At 69.4% G+C, this 17,551-nt stretch carries 18 protein-coding genes and 1 pseudogene; 7 read left to right on the forward strand and 12 right to left on the reverse strand.

What is annotated here, in order from left to right; all coding sequences use genetic code 11:
• Positions 1-987, reverse strand: a complete 987-nt coding sequence (locus tag RIB45_RS15520) for a zinc-dependent alcohol dehydrogenase (protein WP_350051344.1) — start codon at positions 985-987, stop codon at positions 1-3.
• Positions 988-1,086: 99 nt separating this feature from the next.
• On the opposite strand from RIB45_RS15520, the gene RIB45_RS15525 reads away from it, so the two are divergent.
• The 3 genes from RIB45_RS15525 to RIB45_RS15535 all read left to right on the forward strand — a co-directional run bounded on the left by RIB45_RS15525 (position 1,087) and on the right by RIB45_RS15535 (position 3,462).
• Entirely contained in the window at positions 1,087-1,902 is an 816-nt protein-coding gene (locus RIB45_RS15525; protein ID WP_350051345.1) for a CDP-alcohol phosphatidyltransferase family protein, read from the forward strand.
• Positions 1,899-2,507, forward strand: a complete 609-nt coding sequence (locus RIB45_RS15530; RefSeq protein WP_350051346.1) for a YceI family protein — start codon at positions 1,899-1,901, stop codon at positions 2,505-2,507. Before RIB45_RS15525 ends, RIB45_RS15530 begins: the two co-directional genes overlap by 4 nt.
• Positions 2,508-2,673: 166 nt before the next feature.
• On the forward strand, positions 2,674-3,462 hold the full coding sequence (locus RIB45_RS15535; protein ID WP_350051347.1) for a tetratricopeptide repeat protein: 789 nt from the start codon (positions 2,674-2,676) through the stop codon (positions 3,460-3,462).
• Positions 3,463-3,521: 59 nt separating this feature from the next.
• Here RIB45_RS15535 and RIB45_RS15540 read toward each other — a convergent pair whose 3' ends face one another.
• From RIB45_RS15540 to RIB45_RS15580, 9 genes are all read right to left on the reverse strand, one after another.
• Positions 3,522-4,487: a type II secretion system F family protein gene (locus tag RIB45_RS15540; protein WP_350051348.1), complete on the reverse strand. Its 966-nt coding sequence runs from the start codon at positions 4,485-4,487 to the stop codon at positions 3,522-3,524.
• Between the two features lie 19 nt (positions 4,488-4,506).
• Positions 4,507-5,520 (reverse strand): type II secretion system F family protein, encoded by a 1,014-nt coding sequence (locus RIB45_RS15545; RefSeq protein ID WP_350051349.1) that lies wholly within the window; start codon positions 5,518-5,520, stop codon positions 4,507-4,509.
• A gap of 15 nt (positions 5,521-5,535) precedes the next feature.
• The gene (locus RIB45_RS15550; protein WP_350051350.1) at positions 5,536-7,221 is read right to left on the reverse strand and encodes a TadA family conjugal transfer-associated ATPase; all 1,686 of its coding nucleotides are present in this window, start codon (positions 7,219-7,221) and stop codon (positions 5,536-5,538) included.
• Positions 7,209-8,432 carry a CpaE/TadZ family protein gene (locus RIB45_RS15555; RefSeq protein ID WP_350051351.1) on the reverse strand — a complete coding sequence of 408 codons (1,224 nt, stop codon included), beginning with the start codon at positions 8,430-8,432 and terminating at the stop codon, positions 7,209-7,211. The genes RIB45_RS15550 and RIB45_RS15555 overlap by 13 nt, the downstream gene beginning before the upstream one ends.
• 16 nt (positions 8,433-8,448) lie before the next feature.
• Complete coding sequence (locus tag RIB45_RS15560) at positions 8,449-9,060, reverse strand: CpaD family pilus assembly lipoprotein (RefSeq protein WP_350051352.1); 612 nt, start codon at positions 9,058-9,060, stop codon at positions 8,449-8,451.
• An 11-nt stretch (positions 9,061-9,071) separates the two neighbouring features.
• Positions 9,072-10,433, reverse strand: coding sequence for a type II and III secretion system protein family protein (locus tag RIB45_RS15565; protein WP_350051354.1), 1,362 nt, complete (start codon positions 10,431-10,433; stop codon positions 9,072-9,074).
• On the reverse strand, positions 10,430-11,392 hold the full coding sequence (gene cpaB / locus RIB45_RS15570; protein WP_350051355.1) for a Flp pilus assembly protein CpaB: 963 nt from the start codon (positions 11,390-11,392) through the stop codon (positions 10,430-10,432). The genes RIB45_RS15565 and cpaB overlap by 4 nt, the downstream gene beginning before the upstream one ends.
• A gap of 18 nt (positions 11,393-11,410) precedes the next feature.
• Entirely contained in the window at positions 11,411-11,929 is a 519-nt protein-coding gene (locus RIB45_RS15575) for an A24 family peptidase (protein WP_350051357.1), read from the reverse strand.
• Between the two features lie 190 nt (positions 11,930-12,119).
• Positions 12,120-12,350 carry a Flp family type IVb pilin gene (locus tag RIB45_RS15580; RefSeq protein ID WP_350051358.1) on the reverse strand — a complete coding sequence of 77 codons (231 nt, stop codon included), beginning with the start codon at positions 12,348-12,350 and terminating at the stop codon, positions 12,120-12,122.
• Between the two features lie 420 nt (positions 12,351-12,770).
• Between RIB45_RS15580 and RIB45_RS15585 the strand changes: the two genes are divergently transcribed.
• From RIB45_RS15585 to RIB45_RS15595, 3 genes and pseudogenes are all read left to right on the forward strand, one after another.
• Positions 12,771-13,073 carry a hypothetical protein gene (locus tag RIB45_RS15585; RefSeq protein ID WP_350051360.1) on the forward strand — a complete coding sequence of 101 codons (303 nt, stop codon included), beginning with the start codon at positions 12,771-12,773 and terminating at the stop codon, positions 13,071-13,073.
• Positions 13,070-13,936, forward strand: coding sequence for a hypothetical protein (locus RIB45_RS15590; protein WP_350051361.1), 867 nt, complete (start codon positions 13,070-13,072; stop codon positions 13,934-13,936). Before RIB45_RS15585 ends, RIB45_RS15590 begins: the two co-directional genes overlap by 4 nt.
• A gap of 42 nt (positions 13,937-13,978) precedes the next feature.
• Positions 13,979-14,083, forward strand: a pseudogene (locus RIB45_RS15595) (TadE/TadG family type IV pilus assembly protein); the annotation flags it as partial.
• Positions 14,084-14,356: 273 nt separating this feature from the next.
• On the opposite strand, the gene RIB45_RS15600 reads toward RIB45_RS15595, so the two are convergent.
• The gene (locus tag RIB45_RS15600) at positions 14,357-15,160 is read right to left on the reverse strand and encodes an SDR family oxidoreductase (RefSeq protein WP_350051363.1); all 804 of its coding nucleotides are present in this window, start codon (positions 15,158-15,160) and stop codon (positions 14,357-14,359) included.
• Entirely contained in the window at positions 15,157-16,098 is a 942-nt protein-coding gene (locus RIB45_RS15605) for an NAD(P)H-dependent flavin oxidoreductase (RefSeq protein WP_350051364.1), read from the reverse strand. The genes RIB45_RS15600 and RIB45_RS15605 overlap by 4 nt, the downstream gene beginning before the upstream one ends.
• A gap of 225 nt (positions 16,099-16,323) precedes the next feature.
• On the opposite strand from RIB45_RS15605, the gene RIB45_RS15610 reads away from it, so the two are divergent.
• Positions 16,324-17,544, forward strand: a complete 1,221-nt coding sequence (locus RIB45_RS15610) for a threonine synthase (protein ID WP_350051366.1) — start codon at positions 16,324-16,326, stop codon at positions 17,542-17,544.
• The last annotated feature ends 7 nt before the right edge of the window (positions 17,545-17,551 follow it).

The raw sequence follows: 17,551 nt of genomic DNA on the forward strand, positions 1-17,551 counted from the left end.
TCAGCCGGCGCCGACCCCCGGATAGGCAAGACGCCAGCACAAGACGCCGGGCGTTTCGGCGATCTCCCGCATCCGCGCGGGCAACTCCTCGAACGTCGAGCGGCGGCTCAACAACGCATCGAAGACGGGATCGCGCAGCAGATCGAGCGCTACCGCCATACGGCGCCCGTAGTCCCAGCGCGCCCGACGATGGGCCGGCAAGCGCCCGACCTGAGAGGAGATTAGGGCGAGGCGACGGGAATGGAACGCCTCTCCGAGCGGCAGCGAGACCGTCTGGTCGCCGTACCAGGACATCTCGACGATCCGCGCCTCGACGCCGGCGAGCTCCAACGCGGTCGCCAGTCCTGACGGCGCGCCGGAGACGTGGACGATCAGATCGCAGTCCCGCGCCGCCTCGTCCGGCCCTCGGAACGCCACGCCCAGCGCCTCCGCGATCCGACGTTTCGCGGGATCGACGTCGATCAGCTCCACCGTCGCGCCGGGAATCTGCGCCAGCAACCGCGCGACGAGGCATCCGACGACGCCGGCCCCGATCACCGCGATGCGCTCCCCCGCCAAGGGTTGCGCGTCCCAGCACCCGTTCACTGCGGTCTCCATGTTGGCGGCGAGGGTCGCACGCTCCGCCGGCAGGTCGTCGGGCAGCGGATTGACCGCATCGGCCGGAACGTCGAACAGGTCCTGATGAGGGTGCAAACAGAAGACGCGACGGCCGACAAGCTCGTCGGGTCCGGCTTCCACGACGCCGACGGCGCTGTAGCCGTACTTCACGGGAAAGGGAAACGCGCCCTCCTGGAACGGGGCGCGCATGGCCTGACGCTGGCTGTCCGGCACGCCGCCGCGCCAGACCAGCGATTCCGTGCCGCGGCTGATCGCGCTGTAATGCGTGCGAACGCGCACCATATCCGGGCCGAGAGGGCCAAGCGGCTGCGCGCGGATTTCGCCCTGGAACGGGCCTGTGCACCAAAAGGCGCGGGCTGGGTCGCTCATGCGGACTCCGCTGTGGTTCGATTTGGGCTCGGTTTCCGGTCGGTTGGTCCGGCGATCGGCGCCGCCCGTATTACATAAGGCTTTCAGGAGACCTTCTTCGTGCCGAACCCGATCCCCTATTCGAGCGACGATAGCGCGGCGCTCGGCGCTTTGAAACGGGCCGCAGGCGGCGCCGTCGCGCTGGGGCTGCTGGCGACGCTGGCGATCGCGGGCGGGGTCGGGCTGTTGCTGGGCGCGCCGACGCCGGTCGCGGCGAGCGCGGCCGCAATCTATCTCGCGGCGGCCGGCGTCGGATGGCGCTGGCTCGCCCAGCACCTGCCGAACCGGCGGCTTGGCGCGGCGAACGCCGTCACGATCACCCGCGCGGCCCTGGTCGCCTGCCTCGCAGGCCTTCTTCCGGTGGCGCTCGGCGTCGGCGCGCAATGGACGGCGGCCGCCGGCTGGTGCGCGATCGCGCTGTCGACGACCGCGCTCTCGCTCGACGGGGTCGACGGCTGGGCCGCCCGCCGCTTTGGCCGCGCCAGCCCCTTCGGCGCGCGCATCGATCAGGAGCTGGACGCACTGACCACGCTGCTGCTGGCCGCGTTGCTCTGGTCGACGGGGGTCGCAGGCGTCTGGGTGCTGGCGGCGGGTCTGTGGCGGCGCCTGTTCCTCGCAGGCCAGGCCCTCGTCCCGGCGCTGCGCGGGGCGTTGCCCTTTTCGCGCTTCCGGCGAATCGCCTGCGGTTGGTCGGTCGGGCTGTTGATCGCGGCGTTGGGGCCGATCTTTCCGGGTTGGCTGCAAACCGGCCTCGCAGCCCTTGCGGTCGGCTTGGTCTCGACTTCTTTCCTGCGCGACATCATCTGGTTAGCGAGAACATCGAAAGACGCGGGCTCGCCGCGCACCCCTTCGACGGATGGAGGCTTCGAGACATGAAGCGTACAGTCACCGCCCTGATCGCCGCCGGCGCGCTCGCCGTCGGCCTTTCCGCCGGCCCGCGCGACGCCGTCGCGGAGCCGCGAACCTTCACCCTGGACCCCGCGCACCTGCACGTCGGCTTCCTGGTCGAGCATATCGGCTTCGCCAAGACGCTGGGCGTCTTCACAGAGGTCGAAGGGACGGTCGTCTTCGACGAAGCGGCCCCGGCCCTGCAGTCGATCGACGTCACGGTCCAGACCGAGAGCGTCCACACCGGTCACGACCGACGCGACGGCCATCTGCGCAGCGACGACTTCCTCGCCGCCGACGATCACCCGGAGATGACCTTCACCCTCACCGGGGCCGAGCAGACGGGCGAGCGCACCGGCGTCGTCACCGGCGACCTGACCATGCGCGGCGAGACGCACCCCGTCTCGCTCGACGTCGTCTGGAACAAGTCCGGGCGCTATCCCTTCGGCGACGAGCAGTATGTCGTCGGCGTCTCGGCGCGCGGCGAATTGCAGCGCAGCCAGTGGGGCATGACTTACGCGGTCGACAACGGCCTGGTCGGCGATACGGTCGAGATCATCATCGAAGCCGAGCTGATCCGTCAGGACGACTGAGGGGAAAGCTTGAGTAATCGAGAAGACGAGCGCCGCCGGTTATCGGCCGTTCTTTTCGGCCGCCCGTAATAGTTCGCATGCTATATAAAAGGTGATGGCGGCGCTCGTCCGATCTCGTATAGTCTTCGCTATGAAGACCCTGGCGAACCCTTTAAGGATGCCCGTCTTGGCGCTCGCCGGCGCGCTCGCGCTCGCCGGCTGCGCGCAGGATCGCTTGGCCGATTACGGCGCCGGCGGGCAGCAGGGTGAAACGGTGACGGCGCTGATGCGCGCCGCCGACGCCAAGAGCGCCGAAGGCGACCATCGCGCCGCCGCCACCCTCTATCGCAGCGCGCACGAGGCCGATCCGGACGAACGCGTTGCGCCGCTGGTCGGTCTCGGCCGGAGCCTGTCGGCGCTGGGCGCCCCCCAGGACGCGGCGGAGGCCTATCGCAAGGCGCTCTCCATCGACGACGATCAGCCGGAGGCGCTGCGCGGCCTCGGCAACGCGCTGGTCGCGACGGGCCAGCCGGCGCTGGCGTCGGGCTATTTCGAACAGGCGCGCGCCGTCGCGCCGGAGGATTGGCGCATCGATCTGGGCCAGGGCGCGGCGCTCGACCTGATGGGCGAGCATGCGGCGGCGCAGGCCGTCTATCGCGCAGGCCTCGCCAAGGCGCCCGATCAGCCGGATCTGATCAGCAACCTCGCCCTGTCGTTGGCGCTGACGGGCGAGGCCGACGAGGCGATCACGCGGATGCGCCCGATCGCGGAGCGCACCGACGCGGCCGCGCGTCACCGCCAGACGTTGTCCCTGATCTACGGCTTGGCCGGAGAACGCGAGGCCGCGCGCCGCCTCGCCGAAATCGACCTGACCCCGCGCGAGGTCGAGCAAAATTTGGACTTCTACGAAACCCTGCGCGGCTTCGAAGACCCGACCCGCCGCCTGCGCGCGATCCGCGCCCGCACCGCTCAGTAAGCCGACGCCCGCCCGTTCCGACGACCGAGGCCGCGATCGCGGCGCGCGACGCCTAGCGGTTAAAGGTTCGTCAGCGCGTCGATGGTGCGCAGGATTCCCGGGCCGATCAGCACGATGAAGAGGCTCGGCAGGATGAACACGACCATCGGTACGGTCAGGGTCGCGGGCAGGCGGGCCGCCTTCTCCTCCGCCTTCATCAGGCGTTCGTCACGCATCTCGCGCGCCAGCACGCGCAGGCTCTGAGCCAGCGGCGTGCCGTATTTCTCGGCCTGGGCGAGGGTCGAGACGAGCGCCCCGACCGACGGGATCCCGGTACGCGCCTCCAAGTTCTGCAACGCTTGGCGCCGATCGGCGAGGAAGCCGAGCTCGACCGCGGTCAGCTCAAGCTCCTCCGCCAGATCGGGGCTGTTGGCGCCGATCTCCCGCGCGACGCGGACCAACGCGGAATCAAGATTGAGACCGGCCTCGGTGCAGATCACCAGAAGGTCGAGCGCGTCGGGCAAGGCGCGGCTCATCTTCTGGCGGCGCTTGTCGGCGGCGTTCTTCAGGTAGAGGTCCGGCGCGGCGAAACCGCCCAAGACCGCCCCGGCGGACACCAGCAGCTTGCCGTTCGGCGACAGCGCCCAGAGATCGAGACCGTACGTCAGAAGCGCAGCCAGCGCGCCCGCTGCGAAGGGGGCGGCCAGCTTCAAGAAGAGATAGACCGGCACCGCATCGCGCGAGCGAACGCCGGCGCGGTTCAGCTTGACCTGGGCCTCCTTCGCCTTCGCCCCGCCGAGCAGCCGCATCCGGCGCGCCACCCGTTTGGCGATGGAGACGCCCGCGACCGTCAGGTCGCGCCGCTTCGGCTGGCGCAGCTGGCGGCGCAAATCCTCGCGTCGGTCGAGGATCGCGCGCGCCCGGCGCGCCGACGGCCCCCGTTCGGTAAGGCCGAGCCAGACCGCTCCCGTTCCCAGCGCCGCCGACAGTCCGGCGGAGAGGATCGCGATCTGATCGACGCTCAACGCCCAAAGAAAATCAAACATCGTCTGCGCCCTCGCGCCCTCAAATGTCGAACCGAACCATCTTCGCCATCACCAGCGCCCCGAAGAGGATCGAGCCGAGGCCGACGCCGATCATGATGTGGCCCCGGGGATCGGTGAACAGCTCCATCACATAAGGCTGGTTCACCAGCCAGATGATGCAGAACATCACGAACGGCAGCGACCCGATGATGTAGGCGCTGGCTCGCGCTTCCGAGGAGACGGCGCGGATCTTGAGCTTCATCTGACGGCGTTTTCGCAGGATTTCCGAGAGATTCTCCAGCGTCTCCGTCAGATTGCCGCCGGTCTCCTTCTGGACCGAGAGGGTGATGGCGAGGAAACGCAACTCCGGCACCGCCATGCGGCGCGCCGTGCGCTCGATCGCCGCCTCCAGCGGGTGGCCGATGCGCACCAGATCGCCGATCTCCCGGAACAGTCCGCCGACCGGCTCATGCGCCTCCCGCCCGACGGCGGCCATCGATTCCGAGACCGGCAGGCCCGCCTTTAGGCCGCGCACGATGATGTCGACGCCTTCCGGCAGGTTCTTGAGGAACGCCGCTTCGCGCCGTCCCGCCCGCCAGCCGAGGAAGGCGTGCGGGAGCGCGATCCCGACGCCGAGCCCGCCGATCAGCGCCGCCGCCGGCGGGCCGACGCGCAGGATCAGGAGCGCCGTCACGGTGAAGACCGCCAACGCGACGCTGACCGCCAGATAGACGCCGACGCCGCCCGGGAACCCTGCGCGTTGCAGGCGCGTGCGCAACAGCTCGCGCCGCGGCAACAGGCGCATCAGACCGCGGACGGGCCGGTGATGGGCGGCGCGCAGGCTGGCCCGCTTGCCCTGGTCGCTCGGCCGGGGCGCCGCCTGCTGGCCGACCCGCGCCAGCCGCGCGGCGCGTCTGCGCCGGGCCCGCGCGAGCGCGCCCTGCAGCAGCGCCGCGCCCACCAGCACCGCGATCGCAACCAGCAGCGCGATCATGGTCTCCAGGAACTGCGGCGGCAGATCGGCGGTCAGACGGTTCAGCGCGGCGGCGATCATGGGCTCTTCCTCCGCTCATCCGACCGCGTCGAGAAGCGGCTTCTCGAGCCCGAAATAGGCGGCCTTTTCAGAGAAGTGCGGGCGCACGCCCGCGGGCTCGAAGGTTCCGATCAGCTTGCCGTTGCGGTCCTCGCCCTCGTAGCGGAAGCGGAACAGCTCCTGCGTCGTAACGATGTCGCCCTCCATGCCGACCACTTCGGTGACGGAGGTGATGCGCCGCACCCCGTCGCGCATGCGGCTGACCTGCACGATCAGGTCGATGGCCGAGGCGATCTGGGTGCGCACCGCCTTCGCCGGCAGGTTGATCCCCGCCATGCCGACCATGTTCTCGAGCCGGGTCAGCGCCTCGCGCGGATTGTTGGCGTGGACGGTGCACATCGATCCGTCATGGCCGGTGTTCATCGCCTGCAGCATGTCGACGGCCTCCGAGCCGCGCACTTCGCCCAGGATGATGCGGTCCGGGCGCATGCGCAGCGAGTTCTTGACCAGACCGCGCATGGTCACCTCTCCCTCCCCCTCCAGGTTCGGCGGGCGGGTTTCAAGACGCACCACGTGGGGCTGCTGCAACTGCAGCTCGGCCGCATCTTCGATGGTGACGATGCGTTCCGTCGTGTCGATCATGCGGCTGAGCGCGTTCAGGAGCGTCGTCTTGCCCGACCCCGTACCGCCGGAGATCAGGATGTTGAGGCGTGCGCGCGCGGCGATCTGCAAGACCCGCTCCATCGCGGGCGAGATGTTGCCCTGACGGGTCATCACCTCCAGCGTGATCTTCTTCTCCGAGAACTTGCGGATCGAGATCGACGCCCCGTCGATCGCGAGCGGCGGAATGATGATGTTGACGCGGCTGCCGTCTTCCAAGCGCGCGTCGCACATCGGCGAGCTTTCGTCGACCCGCCGGCCGATGCGGGTGACGATGCGCGTCGCGATCGCCATCAGGTGCTTGGCGTCGCGGAAGACGACGTCGGTCAACACCAGCTTGCCGGCGCGCTCGACATAGACCTGGGCGGGACCGTTCACCAGGATGTCGGTCACGCTTTCATCCGCCAGCAGCGACTCCAGCGGGCCGAGACCCAGCATGTCGTTCACCAGGATGGTGACCAGGTCGCGCTGCTCCAACGAGTTGAGGCGCAGGCTCAGGTCGCGCATCAGCTCGGGCAGCAGCGCCTCCACCTCGGCCACGAGCTCCGGCCGGTCGAGCTTTGCGGCTGCGGTCGCGTCGATTTGATCCATCAGCACCGGCCGCAGGCTTTCGGCCGCCTGCTCCACGCTGGCGCGGCTGCTCGCGCGGCCTTCGCGCGGGCGCTTGTCGCGATCGTCATCCGCGCCGCGCTCCGGCTCGCGCCGGTCGGTCAGCTCGTCCAGCGTGCGGGCGGGCGGCGGCCTCGAGGGCGCCGTCGAGTGCGCAGACGGCGACGCTTCGCCCGCAGGGGCCGCGCGCCCTGCGGCCAGATGGGCGTTCAAGAGCTGCGTGACGAGATCGCGCTGCTGCAGGGGATTAAGGGTCAGCTGTTCGCGCGCCAGGAAATCGGCGCACAGGCTGCGCACGATTTCCGCCTGGCGCCCCCGCCCCGCCTCCGGCTCGGCCGACAGCGCGGCGTCGACGCCCTCCTGAAGCCGTTGGCGCAGCGCCGCCGGGTCGCGCGGATCATCCTCCCGATCCTTGCGGTTCACGCGGTTCGCGATGTCGCTTACCAGAGCCATGCGCGCTTCTTCTTCGTCGGAAGGCCGGCGGGATCGACGCAGCGTTCGGCGATCGACGCCACCGCCTTGGCGGCCGGATGGCCGGCGCGCATCAGCGAGACGATCGGCTTGCCCGCCGCCGCCGCCTCTGCGGCCGGCTTCGGCTGATGCGGGATCATCCAATCGACGGCGTCGCCGTAGCCTTTCTCGAACTCCTTCACGGTGACGGCGGGTTTTCCGGCCGGCGCCTCATGCAGCGCGATGGCGAGCGACGCGCCCTCGCAGCGCTTTTCGCACAGCTGCTTGAGCCGCAGCGCGTCGCGCAGGCCCGCCAGGGTCAGGTCCGAGACGAGGGTCACGCTGTCTGCGCGCGCCAGCACCTCCGGATAAAGCCCAGCCAGCGTCCGGGGAAGGTCGACGATGAGGCACGGAAAGCTCTCTCCCAGCGCCTCGATCAGGCGCGCGGGCGCGTCGGGGGACGGGAAGACCGGCTGTTCGGGGTCTTCCTCCGCGGCCAGCACAAAGAGCTTGTCGCCCACGTTCATCATGGCGCTGCCCACGAACAGGCTGTCGATCCGCTCCGGTGACTCCAGCGCATCGCGCAACCCGCGTCCCGGCATCAGGTCGAGCGCGAGCGCGCAAGAGCCGAAATGAACGTCCAGATCAATCAGGCCGGTCTCCACCCCGAGCTTCTCCGCCGCCCACCAGGCGGCGTCGACCGCAAGCGCGCTGGCGCCCACGCCGCCGCGCGCGCCGATCATCAGATTGACGCGCGCGGCGCGCGCTTCCGCCGGACCCGGACGCGCAGACGGCGGCGGCTCCGCGGTCGGGTTCAGGGCGTCGGCCAGCACTCTTTCGTCCAGCGGCGATACCAGATAGTCGCGGGCCCCGGCGGCGATCAGCGCGCGGTAGAGGCCGACGTCGTTATCCCTCCCTACCGCGATGAGGGCGCTCCGAGTGCGGGTCGCGAGCGCTCGGATCCCCTCGACCGCTTCGCGCTCCGCCAGTTCGGAGACGTCGATCAACGCGACGTCAGCCGTCACTTGCGTTTCGCCGAGCGCTCCCGCCAACCCGCCCGGCGCAACCTCCACCCAGGGAATCGACTCGCCGTCAGCCAGGCGCCCGAGGCTGTCGCCCAACGCCGGATCGTCCGTGAAGGCGACGACGCTGAGCGCGCTCGCCCCTCGACGCTTGGCGCGGGCGTCGACGACAGGGTTCAACACTCCCTCCATGCCGCGACCTCCTTGCTTATTCACCGCCGGACGTCGACCCGCTCACCGTGTAGTCGGTGAAGATGATCGCGCCCCGTCGATTGGCGTCGATGACGACGGTGAGCTTGTCGGAATCAAGCGGTCCGCTCCCGCGCCCGCCCGCCAGGTCGTTCGGATCAGCGATCATGCGCGCGAGATTCGACTGGGTGGCGCAGCCCCAATTGGACGCCGGCAGGTTGGAAAAGTCCTGGGTCGGAGGGTCCGACCAGTCGGCGCATGTCGGCGGCGTCGCGACGGTGCGGATCAGCGTCAGCCGCAGTTCCGGCCCCCCGTCGAGCCCGGCGCGCGCCGCAATCGACCGGCCCGGCGCGGCGAGCAGTCGTTCGAGGCGCGCGCGCTGAGCCGGCTCGCCGCCCTCGATGATCAGCCGGTCCCCATATCCGAACCGGCGCTCGGCCAGGAATCGCTCCGCCGCGACCGCGGCGCGCTCGATCGACAGCTCGCCGACGCGCCGTTCGGTCTTCAGCGCGGCGAGTTCTATCGCCCGCGACTCTTCCGAGGGCTGGCGGTCGAGCTTCGTCGATCCGCAGCCGGCCAGCGCGGCGGCGGCGAATGCGAGGCACAATAGAGCGGGTTTGCCGGCGAGCATGCGCTTTCTCCTCATCGCAGGATGAAACCGGCCGGGCCGACGCCGCCTTCGCGGCCGTCGACGCCCAGCGGCTGCGCCGCCGCGTCGGGGAGGCGTTGCTCGTAGGCGGCGCCGGTCATGTTGCGCACGCCGTCGCTGGGCGCGATGAAGCCGTCGGTCGGCGCCGCCAATCGCCCGTTGCTGGGCCGCACGACGTAGGGCGTCACAATCACGACGAGTTCGCTTTCCTCACGTTGGAACTCGTTGGAGCGGAACAGCGCCCCCAACACCGGGATGTCGCCCAAGCCCGGGATGCGGCTTACGTTCTGGTTCGTGGTGTTCTGCAACAACCCCGCGATCGCAAAACTCTGACCGGAGCCGAGGGTGACCGTCGTCTCCGCCCGGCGGGTCGTCAACGCCGGCACGTTGAAGCCGGCGAAGGCGACCGCCCCCGCGGCCGAGAGCTGGCTCACCTCGCTGCGCACGGTGATTTGGAGTTGCCCGTCGTCGAGCACGACGGGCATGAAGCCGAGCGAGACGCCGAATTCGCGGTAGGCCACGGTGAGCGTCTCGTTGTCCTGCGGCACGGGGATCGGAAACTCCCCGCCGGCCAGGAAGTTCGCGGTCTCGCCCGACAACGCGGTCAGGTTAGGCTCCGCCAGGACCGTGATCAGCCCCTGATCGTCCAGCGCGTCGACGATGCTGTTCACGTCGAGGCCCGACCCGTCATAGCCGAAGCTGCCCACGGCCGAGCCGGAGGTCGCCCCGTCGATGAACGCGCCGGTGCTGAGGCCCAGCGTGAAGTCCCCGATATTGCGCAGCACGTCCCAGCTGAAGCCCAACTGTTTGGCGATGTCGCGACTGACCTCCGCGATGCGCACGCGAAGATTGACCTGATGCGGCGTGGCGATCTTCAGACGGTTCAGCACCGCGCCCTCCTCGCCGATCAGCTGCTCGGCCAGCGACGTCACGTCCTCGGCCGCCTCCGCGCTCTCGACCAGGCCCGTCAGCACCAGCGAATTGTTGAGGGAGGCGACCTGCACCTGCGCGCCCGGACGAACCTGGGCGATCAACTCGCGAAGACGCGTCAGCCCGTGCTCCACCACCACCCGTCGATCGACCACCGTCTCCTCCGCCCGATCGACCGCGTAGATCGCGGTCTCGCCGGTCCGTTTGGCGAACAGATAGACGAGCCGCGGCGACTTCAACTCGACGTCGGCGATCTCGGGATTGGCGACATAGACGGCGCTGGCGGGACGGCTAAGGCTGACCATCCGGCCGCCGCCGACCTCCAGGAAGAGCGCCTCCTGGGCCGCTGCGCTCGGCCCGATCGGATCGGCAAGCGCAAGCGCCAACGCGGCGAGCGCCGTGCGGACGGTCGACCGGGGGCTCACCAGCCGGCTCCCTTGAAGCTTTTGACCTCGCGCGCGCCGCCCCGCACGATGCTGACTTCGATCGGCGGCGGGGGCGCCGGGGCGTCGGCCTTGGGCGGCGTGCGGCCGCGATGGAAGAACAGCGTCGCCTCGTCGTCCCAGGTGAGGCTCGGGACGGTCTCCTCCGCGGCGCCCGGCCCCGCGGCGGTCTCCAGCGCGGCGAGGCGGGCGATCGCGGTCTCAGGCGCCAGCTCCTCCTCCTCCTCCGGGATCTCCTGGGCCAGCGCGCGCAGCGACAGCGACAACACGCCCATGGTCATCGCGACCGCGATCACCTCCGCCTCTTTCGGCGCGACTTCCAACGTCGCTGTCTTGGCGAGCTCGGGCTCACCCTCCTGATCATTGGTCCGTTGATCGACGGCCAACACGCGCACGGCGCGCAACACGGTCTGGGAGGCGCGACGCTCGCGGCCGGCGACATCGAGGGAGACGGTCACCAGCAGATCCACGGAATCGCCGGGAAAGACGAAACCCGAGATGCCCGTGGTCGCGTTGATCGGAACGGAGACTGCGCGCATGCCCGGCGCCAGCACCGCGGCCAGGAAGCCGCGGTCGCCGGGACGCACCAGTTTGGGTTGCGTAATCGGCTCGCCGGCCGCCAAGGGCTGACGGGCGACGGCGCCGTCCAACTGCCCCTCCTCGAATGCGTTGCGCAGGATGTAGCTGTCCGGGACCGCCGCGTCCGGGAAGGCGACCCAGTCGACGTGCTCCGGCTTGAGGAAGGATCCGGTCGGCAGGCTCTCGGCCGCGACCAGGACTTCGACGGCGGGGCGCGGTTCGGGCGCCTCGGTCTGCCGGGCGGCGAGCGCGGCTTCGAAGTGCGCGCGTTGGGCCGCCAGCCAGTTCTGAGCCAGGAACCCCGCGCCGATCGCCGCGGCGAGCGCCAGGAAGCCGAGCAGCAATGTCTTGGGACGCAACATGGGGCGCTCCTTATCGTCTCAAAGCGGGGGCCAAAGACGCGCGATCAGCAGCAGGCCGCCGCCGGCGATGGCCAGGCCGTAGGGAATGCGCCGCGGCGGCTCGACCGCCACATCGAAGCCGGCGACCATCAGCCCTTGGCGCAGCGGCCCGGACAGAACCCAGAGGATCGACAGCGCGCCCCCGAGGAGCGCCGTCTGGAGCAGCAGCGGCGCGATCTCGCCGGGCCCCGCCCACAAGGCGAGCGCCGCGAACAACTTGACGTCGCCGGCGCCGATCAGACGTACGGCGTAGGCGACGAAGCCGACGAGCAGCAGTACGCCTGCGACGAGCGCAGCCGCGCCGATCGGCCCGCCGGTCTGGAGTTGGAAAACCAGACCGAGCGCGCCGACTGCAAGCGCGATCGCATTGGGAATGAGAAACCGTCGGAGGTCGCTTACCGCCGCCGCGATCAGCAGCGCCGCCAGCAACGAGAGCGGCAAGGCCGGGCCGATAATCAGCTCGGCCGTGCGCGGGCTCATCCAGGTGAAACTCTCCATCGCTCGCGTCCTCCGCCGAAGGGGCGCAGACCCAGCGCCGCTTCGACCCTCCTTCTGGAACGAACGCCCCTAAAGCATGCCCCCCTTAGGGTCGCCATCCTCGACCCGATGGAACAGGGGGCCGGCGGGAGCGCGGCGGCGGTCGATTCTTCGAGACCGTCCGCGCCCCCGCCGTCCGGGAGACGCGCGATCAGGTTCCGCCGCTGGTCGTTGTGGTGGTGTCCGTCGAACCGCCCGCCGACCCGGCGGCGTTCTGAAGCTCGGTGTCGACGACGCCGAAGATGCTGACCAGGGACGTGCCCATGGCTTCGAGCGCGGCGATGGCCGCCACGGAGACGAGCGCTGCGATCAGGCCGTACTCGATCGCGGTGGCGCCCTCTTCTTCCCGCAGGAAGGACTTGAAGGTTTTAAGAACGGACATGACTGACACTCCCTCTCTTTATGCGATGCGCGCTCTCGATCTCGGATGACGCGCGGATGGGCCGGTCGCCCTGGCCGGACCATCGGGGCAAAGTGACGTCCGTCACAACAAGTTTCGTTCGGGAAACGTTTTAGTTTTCAAGTGTTCGTCATTATAATTTTTGTAAAAATTTCAATTAAAGGAGTTTATCCACAACCCCTCTGAGCATTTTGTTCCGATCACTCTATATATTGTTAAAGTTTTTGGTGATTGTTTCAAATTATACCAATAATTTTACTCGATTTCCGAACGAAGCCCGCGCGATAATCACGGCGCCTTCCGACTGTCGCCTCTAAAATGCCGTCATCGGACAAAAAGGCGCGCGCGCCCGGTCGACGTCCGTCGACTGATCGCGCCGCCCGGACGAGGAGGCCCCATTCCATGCCTTATGACGCGGCCAGGGTCGGGGCGTCGGCGCTTCAGCGCCTTAAGGCGTTCACGCGGGAGACCGCCGGCGGCGTGATGGCGCTCAACGCGCCGGCCTTGCCGGTGCTGATGGGCGCGGCCGCGCTGTCGGTCGATCAAGCCGTTTGGTACGCCGAGAAGCGGTTGCTGCAAGACGCCGCCGATGCGGGCGGCGTCGTCACAGTGGCCTATCCGCCGGCTAGCGGATCGATGGTCGGCGCGGGCGACGCCGTTGAAGTGGCGGTCGAAGCCCGGTCGCCAGTTTCTTCTCCGGCATGATCGACGGCGCCCCGACGACGGCGCGCGCGCGCGCCGTGGCGCTGGCGGACGTGACCCAAAATTGCGTGTGGGCGCTCAACCCGTCGGTCTCGGGGGCGATCACCGTCGCGGGCGGGGCGAGCGTTTCGATCGGCTGCGGCATGATCGCCAATTCGACCAACGCCTCGGCGGTCGACCAATCGGGACGTTCGCGCCTGACCGCCGCCGTGGTGAAAAGCGCAGGCGGCGCCGACGGAACCTGCATCAATCCGCAGCCGCGTGAGAACGTCGCGCCGCGGCCGGACCCGTTGGCGGACCTGCAGGCCCCCTCCTACGGCGGCTGCGATCACACGGGCAAGACCAAGATCACAGGGTCCGGCGCCTATATTCTCTCGCCCGGCGTCTATTGCGGGTCGATCGTGGTCTCCTCAGACGCAACCGTCATCTTCGAACTCGACGTCTACGTGCTTGACGGGGCCGGCCTCAACATCGGCGCCCAGGCGACGATCCAGGGCTCGGACGTCAGCTTCTATCTGTCGCCGAGCAGCGGGACCTCCGACAACGTCAGCATCTCGGCCGGCGCGAGCGTCGACTTGACGGCCCCCGCCGGCGGGCCGACGCCGGGCGTGCTTTTCTATCACGACCGCAACGCCCCGACCAACGTCAGCCACGATCTGACCGGCGGCGTCGGCATGACGTTGGAGGGGATCGTCTATTTCCCGAACCACAACGCGAAGGTGGCGGGCGGCGCCTCGCTGTCGCTGAACGAGACGATGATCATCGCCGATACGGTCACCTTCACCGGCAACACCTCGGTCGGGAATATTTCCGGCTCGGTGGAGCAGTCAAACCCCGACCTCGTCTCGGTCAGGCTGGTGGAGTGACGCCGATGATCCGCTCTTCGCGCCTCCGACGGATCGGCGCTTGCCGAGTTCGCGCTGGCGCTGCCGATCATTCTGCTGCTGCTGTTGGGCGCTTTGGACGTGGCGCGCGCGGTGGCGATGAACGCGACGCTGGGCCATGCGGTGCGCGAAGGCGCCCGCTTCGCCGCCGTTCACGGGGCGGAAAGCCTGAACCCCCGCTCCGCGGCGGAGGTTGAGACATTCGTACGTCAACGGGCCACATGGCTCGACGGGCCTGACGTGAGCGTGACGGTGACTTACAGCCCCAACGCCAGTTCGGGCTCCACCGTCTTCGTGTTGGCGCAGCGTCCGTTCGACTACATGATCGCCCCTATGGCGGAACGCGTCGAGTTCACCCTGGCGCAGCGGGCCGGCATGACCATTCATCGAGGCGGCCGCCGCTCAGCCGCCCTCCGCCAGCCCGCGACGCAGCTTGCGCATGCCGCCGATCCAGCGATCCATATCCTCGGCCCGACGACGCGCGTAATCCGCGACCTCGGGGTGCGGCAGAATCAGGAATCGCCCGACGGCGAGGCCGTCGAGCGCCGCGTCCGCCGTCTCCTGCGCGCCCAGCGCGGCGGAGGCCATCGCCGCCTCCGGACGGCGGGTCGCCTGCAACATGTCCGTCGTCACCGCCTGGGGGCACAGCGCCGCGACCTGCACCCCCTCGTCTGCGTGCGTGATCGCCAGGTTCTGCGCGAAGGCCAGCGCCGCCGCCTTCGTCGCAGCGTACGGCGCGTGGCCGATCATGGTCAGCAGGCCCGCGGCGGACACCGTCATCAGGAAACGACCGCCGCCGGCCGCCCGAAACGCCGGCAGCGCCGCGCGCGCGAGGCGCACATGCGCCATGACGTTGAGATCCCAGCTGAGCGCCCAGAGCGCGTCGTCGGCGCTGGCCGCATTCGCAAAGTCCGGATCCTCGACCAGCACGCCTGCGTTGGAGCAGACCAGATCAAGACCGCCGAAGGCCTCGATCGCGGCGTCGACCGCCGAGCCGGGCGCGCTCGGCTCGGTCAGATCGCAGGCGAAGACCCGGGCCCTCCCGTCCAACGCCGCCGCCGCCTCCGCCAGGGCGGTCTCATCGCGGTCGATCAACAGGACGCCTGCGGCGCCGCGCGCCAGCAGTTCGTCGGCCAGCGCGCGGCCGATACCGCGACCCGCCCCGGTGACGAGACAGCGCGCGCCGTCGAACGGGCTCCCCGTCATGAGCCGGCCCGCAAGCGCTCGGTCGCTTGCGCATACTCCCGCGCCAAGCGCTCGCACAGGGCGCGCGCCCCCGGCGCGTCGCGGACGGCGCCGACGCCCTGCCCGGCCGACCAAACGTCGCGCCAGGCCTTGGCTTCCCGCTCTCCGAAGTCGAGCGTCTCCGGCGGCTTGCCGGCGCCGTCAAGACCGTTCCTCTCGAGGCTCGCCTTCAGGAAGTTGGCCGGCACGCCGCTGATCTCGGGCGTATAGACGATGTCGCCGGCCGCCGCCTCAAGGATCATCTGTTTGTAGGCGGGATCGGCCAAGCTCTCCTCCGTCGCGATAAAGCGGGTGCCGAGATAGGCGAGATCGGCGCCCATCAGCCGGGCGGCCGCGATCTGCGCGCCGGTCGAAATCGCGCCCGCCAGAATAACCAGCCCGTCGTAGAAGCCGCGGATCTCGTCGACGAGGGCGAAGGGATTCAGCGTCCCGGCATGCCCGCCCGCCCCGGCCGAGACGGCGATCAGCCCGTCGACCCCGGCGTCCGCCGCCTTGCGGGCGTGGCGCGCCTGCACGACGTCGTGAAAGACGAGGCCGCCATAGCCGTGCACCGCCTCGATCACCTCCGGCCGGATGCCGAGCGAGGTGATGATGACCGGAACCTTGTGCGCGACGGCGATCTCCAAGTCGCGCTCCACCCGCTCGTTCGACTTGTGGACGATCAGATTGACGGCGTAGGGGGCGGGCGCCTCCCCCGCAGCGCGGGCGGCCTCCAGCCTCTCCTCGATCTCGACGAGCCAGGCCTCGAAGCCCTCGCTGGTGCGTTGATTGAGGGCGGGAAAGCTCCCCAAGACTCCGCCGCGACACGCCTCCACCACCAGATCCGGCCCGGAGACCAGGAACATCGGAGCGGCGATCGCGGGAAGCCTCAGTCGGGCCAGCAACTCGTCGGGGCGCATGAACACACTCTCGTCTGATTGTCGGACAAACGCACTATGGCGGAGGGGAGAGGGGCGTTGAAAGGGAAAACGGTGCAAGCGCGGAGTCCCCGCGCACGCGGGGACCTTTTCGATCGCGCTCCCGTTGCGGAGCGACGCTTTGAGAGGCCTCCGCCTTCGCGGGGGCGCCGGGATCTCCGCCGCAACGGATTGCCAAGCCGTCCCCGACGGTGAACCATGCGCGTCATGACCTACGTGACACATCTTGAGTGCTCGCTCACGGGCGAGACCTATCCCGCCGGCCAGGTGCACGGCCTGTCGGCGGCCGGGCGGCCGCTGCTGGTGCGCTACGATCTGGAGCGGATGGCGGCGGAGTTGTCCAAGGAAAGGCTCGCCGCCTCGATCGCCGCGGGCTTCTGGCGCTACGCCGATTTCCTTCCCGTGGAGCGATCGGAAGATCGAATCTCGCTGGGCGAAGTCGTCACCCCGCTGATCGGGATCGACCGCTGGGGCGCGTCGATCGGCGCCGCCGCCGGATCGGCGATCGTGAAGGACGAAGGACGGCTTCCGACCGGCTCCTTCAAGGCGCGGGGGCTGGCGCTCGCCGTCTCGATGGCGAAGCAGTTCGGGATCGATCACATGGCGATCCCGACCAACGGCAACGCCGGTGCGGCGCTGGCCGCCTACGCGCGGCGCGCCGGGATCCGCGCCACCGTCTTCTGCCCGGAGGACACGCCGGACATCAACATCCGCGAAATCCGCCAGCAGGGCGCCGCGACCTACAAGGTGAACGGCCTGATCAACGACTGCGGCAAGATCGTCGGCGGCGGCAAGGAGCATGTGGGCTGGTTCGACGTCTCGACCCTGAAGGAGCCCTACCGGATCGAAGGCAAGAAGACGATGGGCCTGGAGCTGGCCGAGCAGTTCGCCTGGCGCCTGCCCGAGGTGATCTTCTATCCCACCGGCGGCGGCACCGGCCTGATCGGCATGTGGAAGGCGTTTCACGAACTCACGGCGATGGGCTGGTTGGACGGCCCGCTTCCGCGCATGATCGCCGTGCAGGCGGAGGGCTGCGCGCCGATCGTGAAGGCCTATGAGGCGGGGGAGGAGCACGCCCCGCTTTGGGAGAACGCCGCCACGGTCGCCGCCGGCATCCGCGTGCCGGTCGCGGTCGGCGACTTCCTGATCCTGCGCGCAGTCAGGGAGTCCGGCGGGCGGGCCGTCGCCGTCCCCGACGCCGAGATCATGGCGACGCGCGACCGAATCGCCGCGGACGAGGGCCTGCTGCTCTGCCCCGAGGGCGCCGCCACCGCCGCCGCCTATCAACGCGCGCTGGCCGAAGGGTGGGTCGGCGCGGAGGAGCGCGCGATCCTCTTCAACTGCGCCACGGGGCTCAAATACCCGATGGCGGAGGTGACGTCCGAGATCGACAAGGATCAGCCGATCGACTATGCGGCGTTCGGTTGAGGCCGCG

The organism is Marivibrio sp. (assembly GCF_040218065.1).
Classification (GTDB): Bacteria; Pseudomonadota; Alphaproteobacteria; order UBA8366; family Aestuariispiraceae; genus Marivibrio.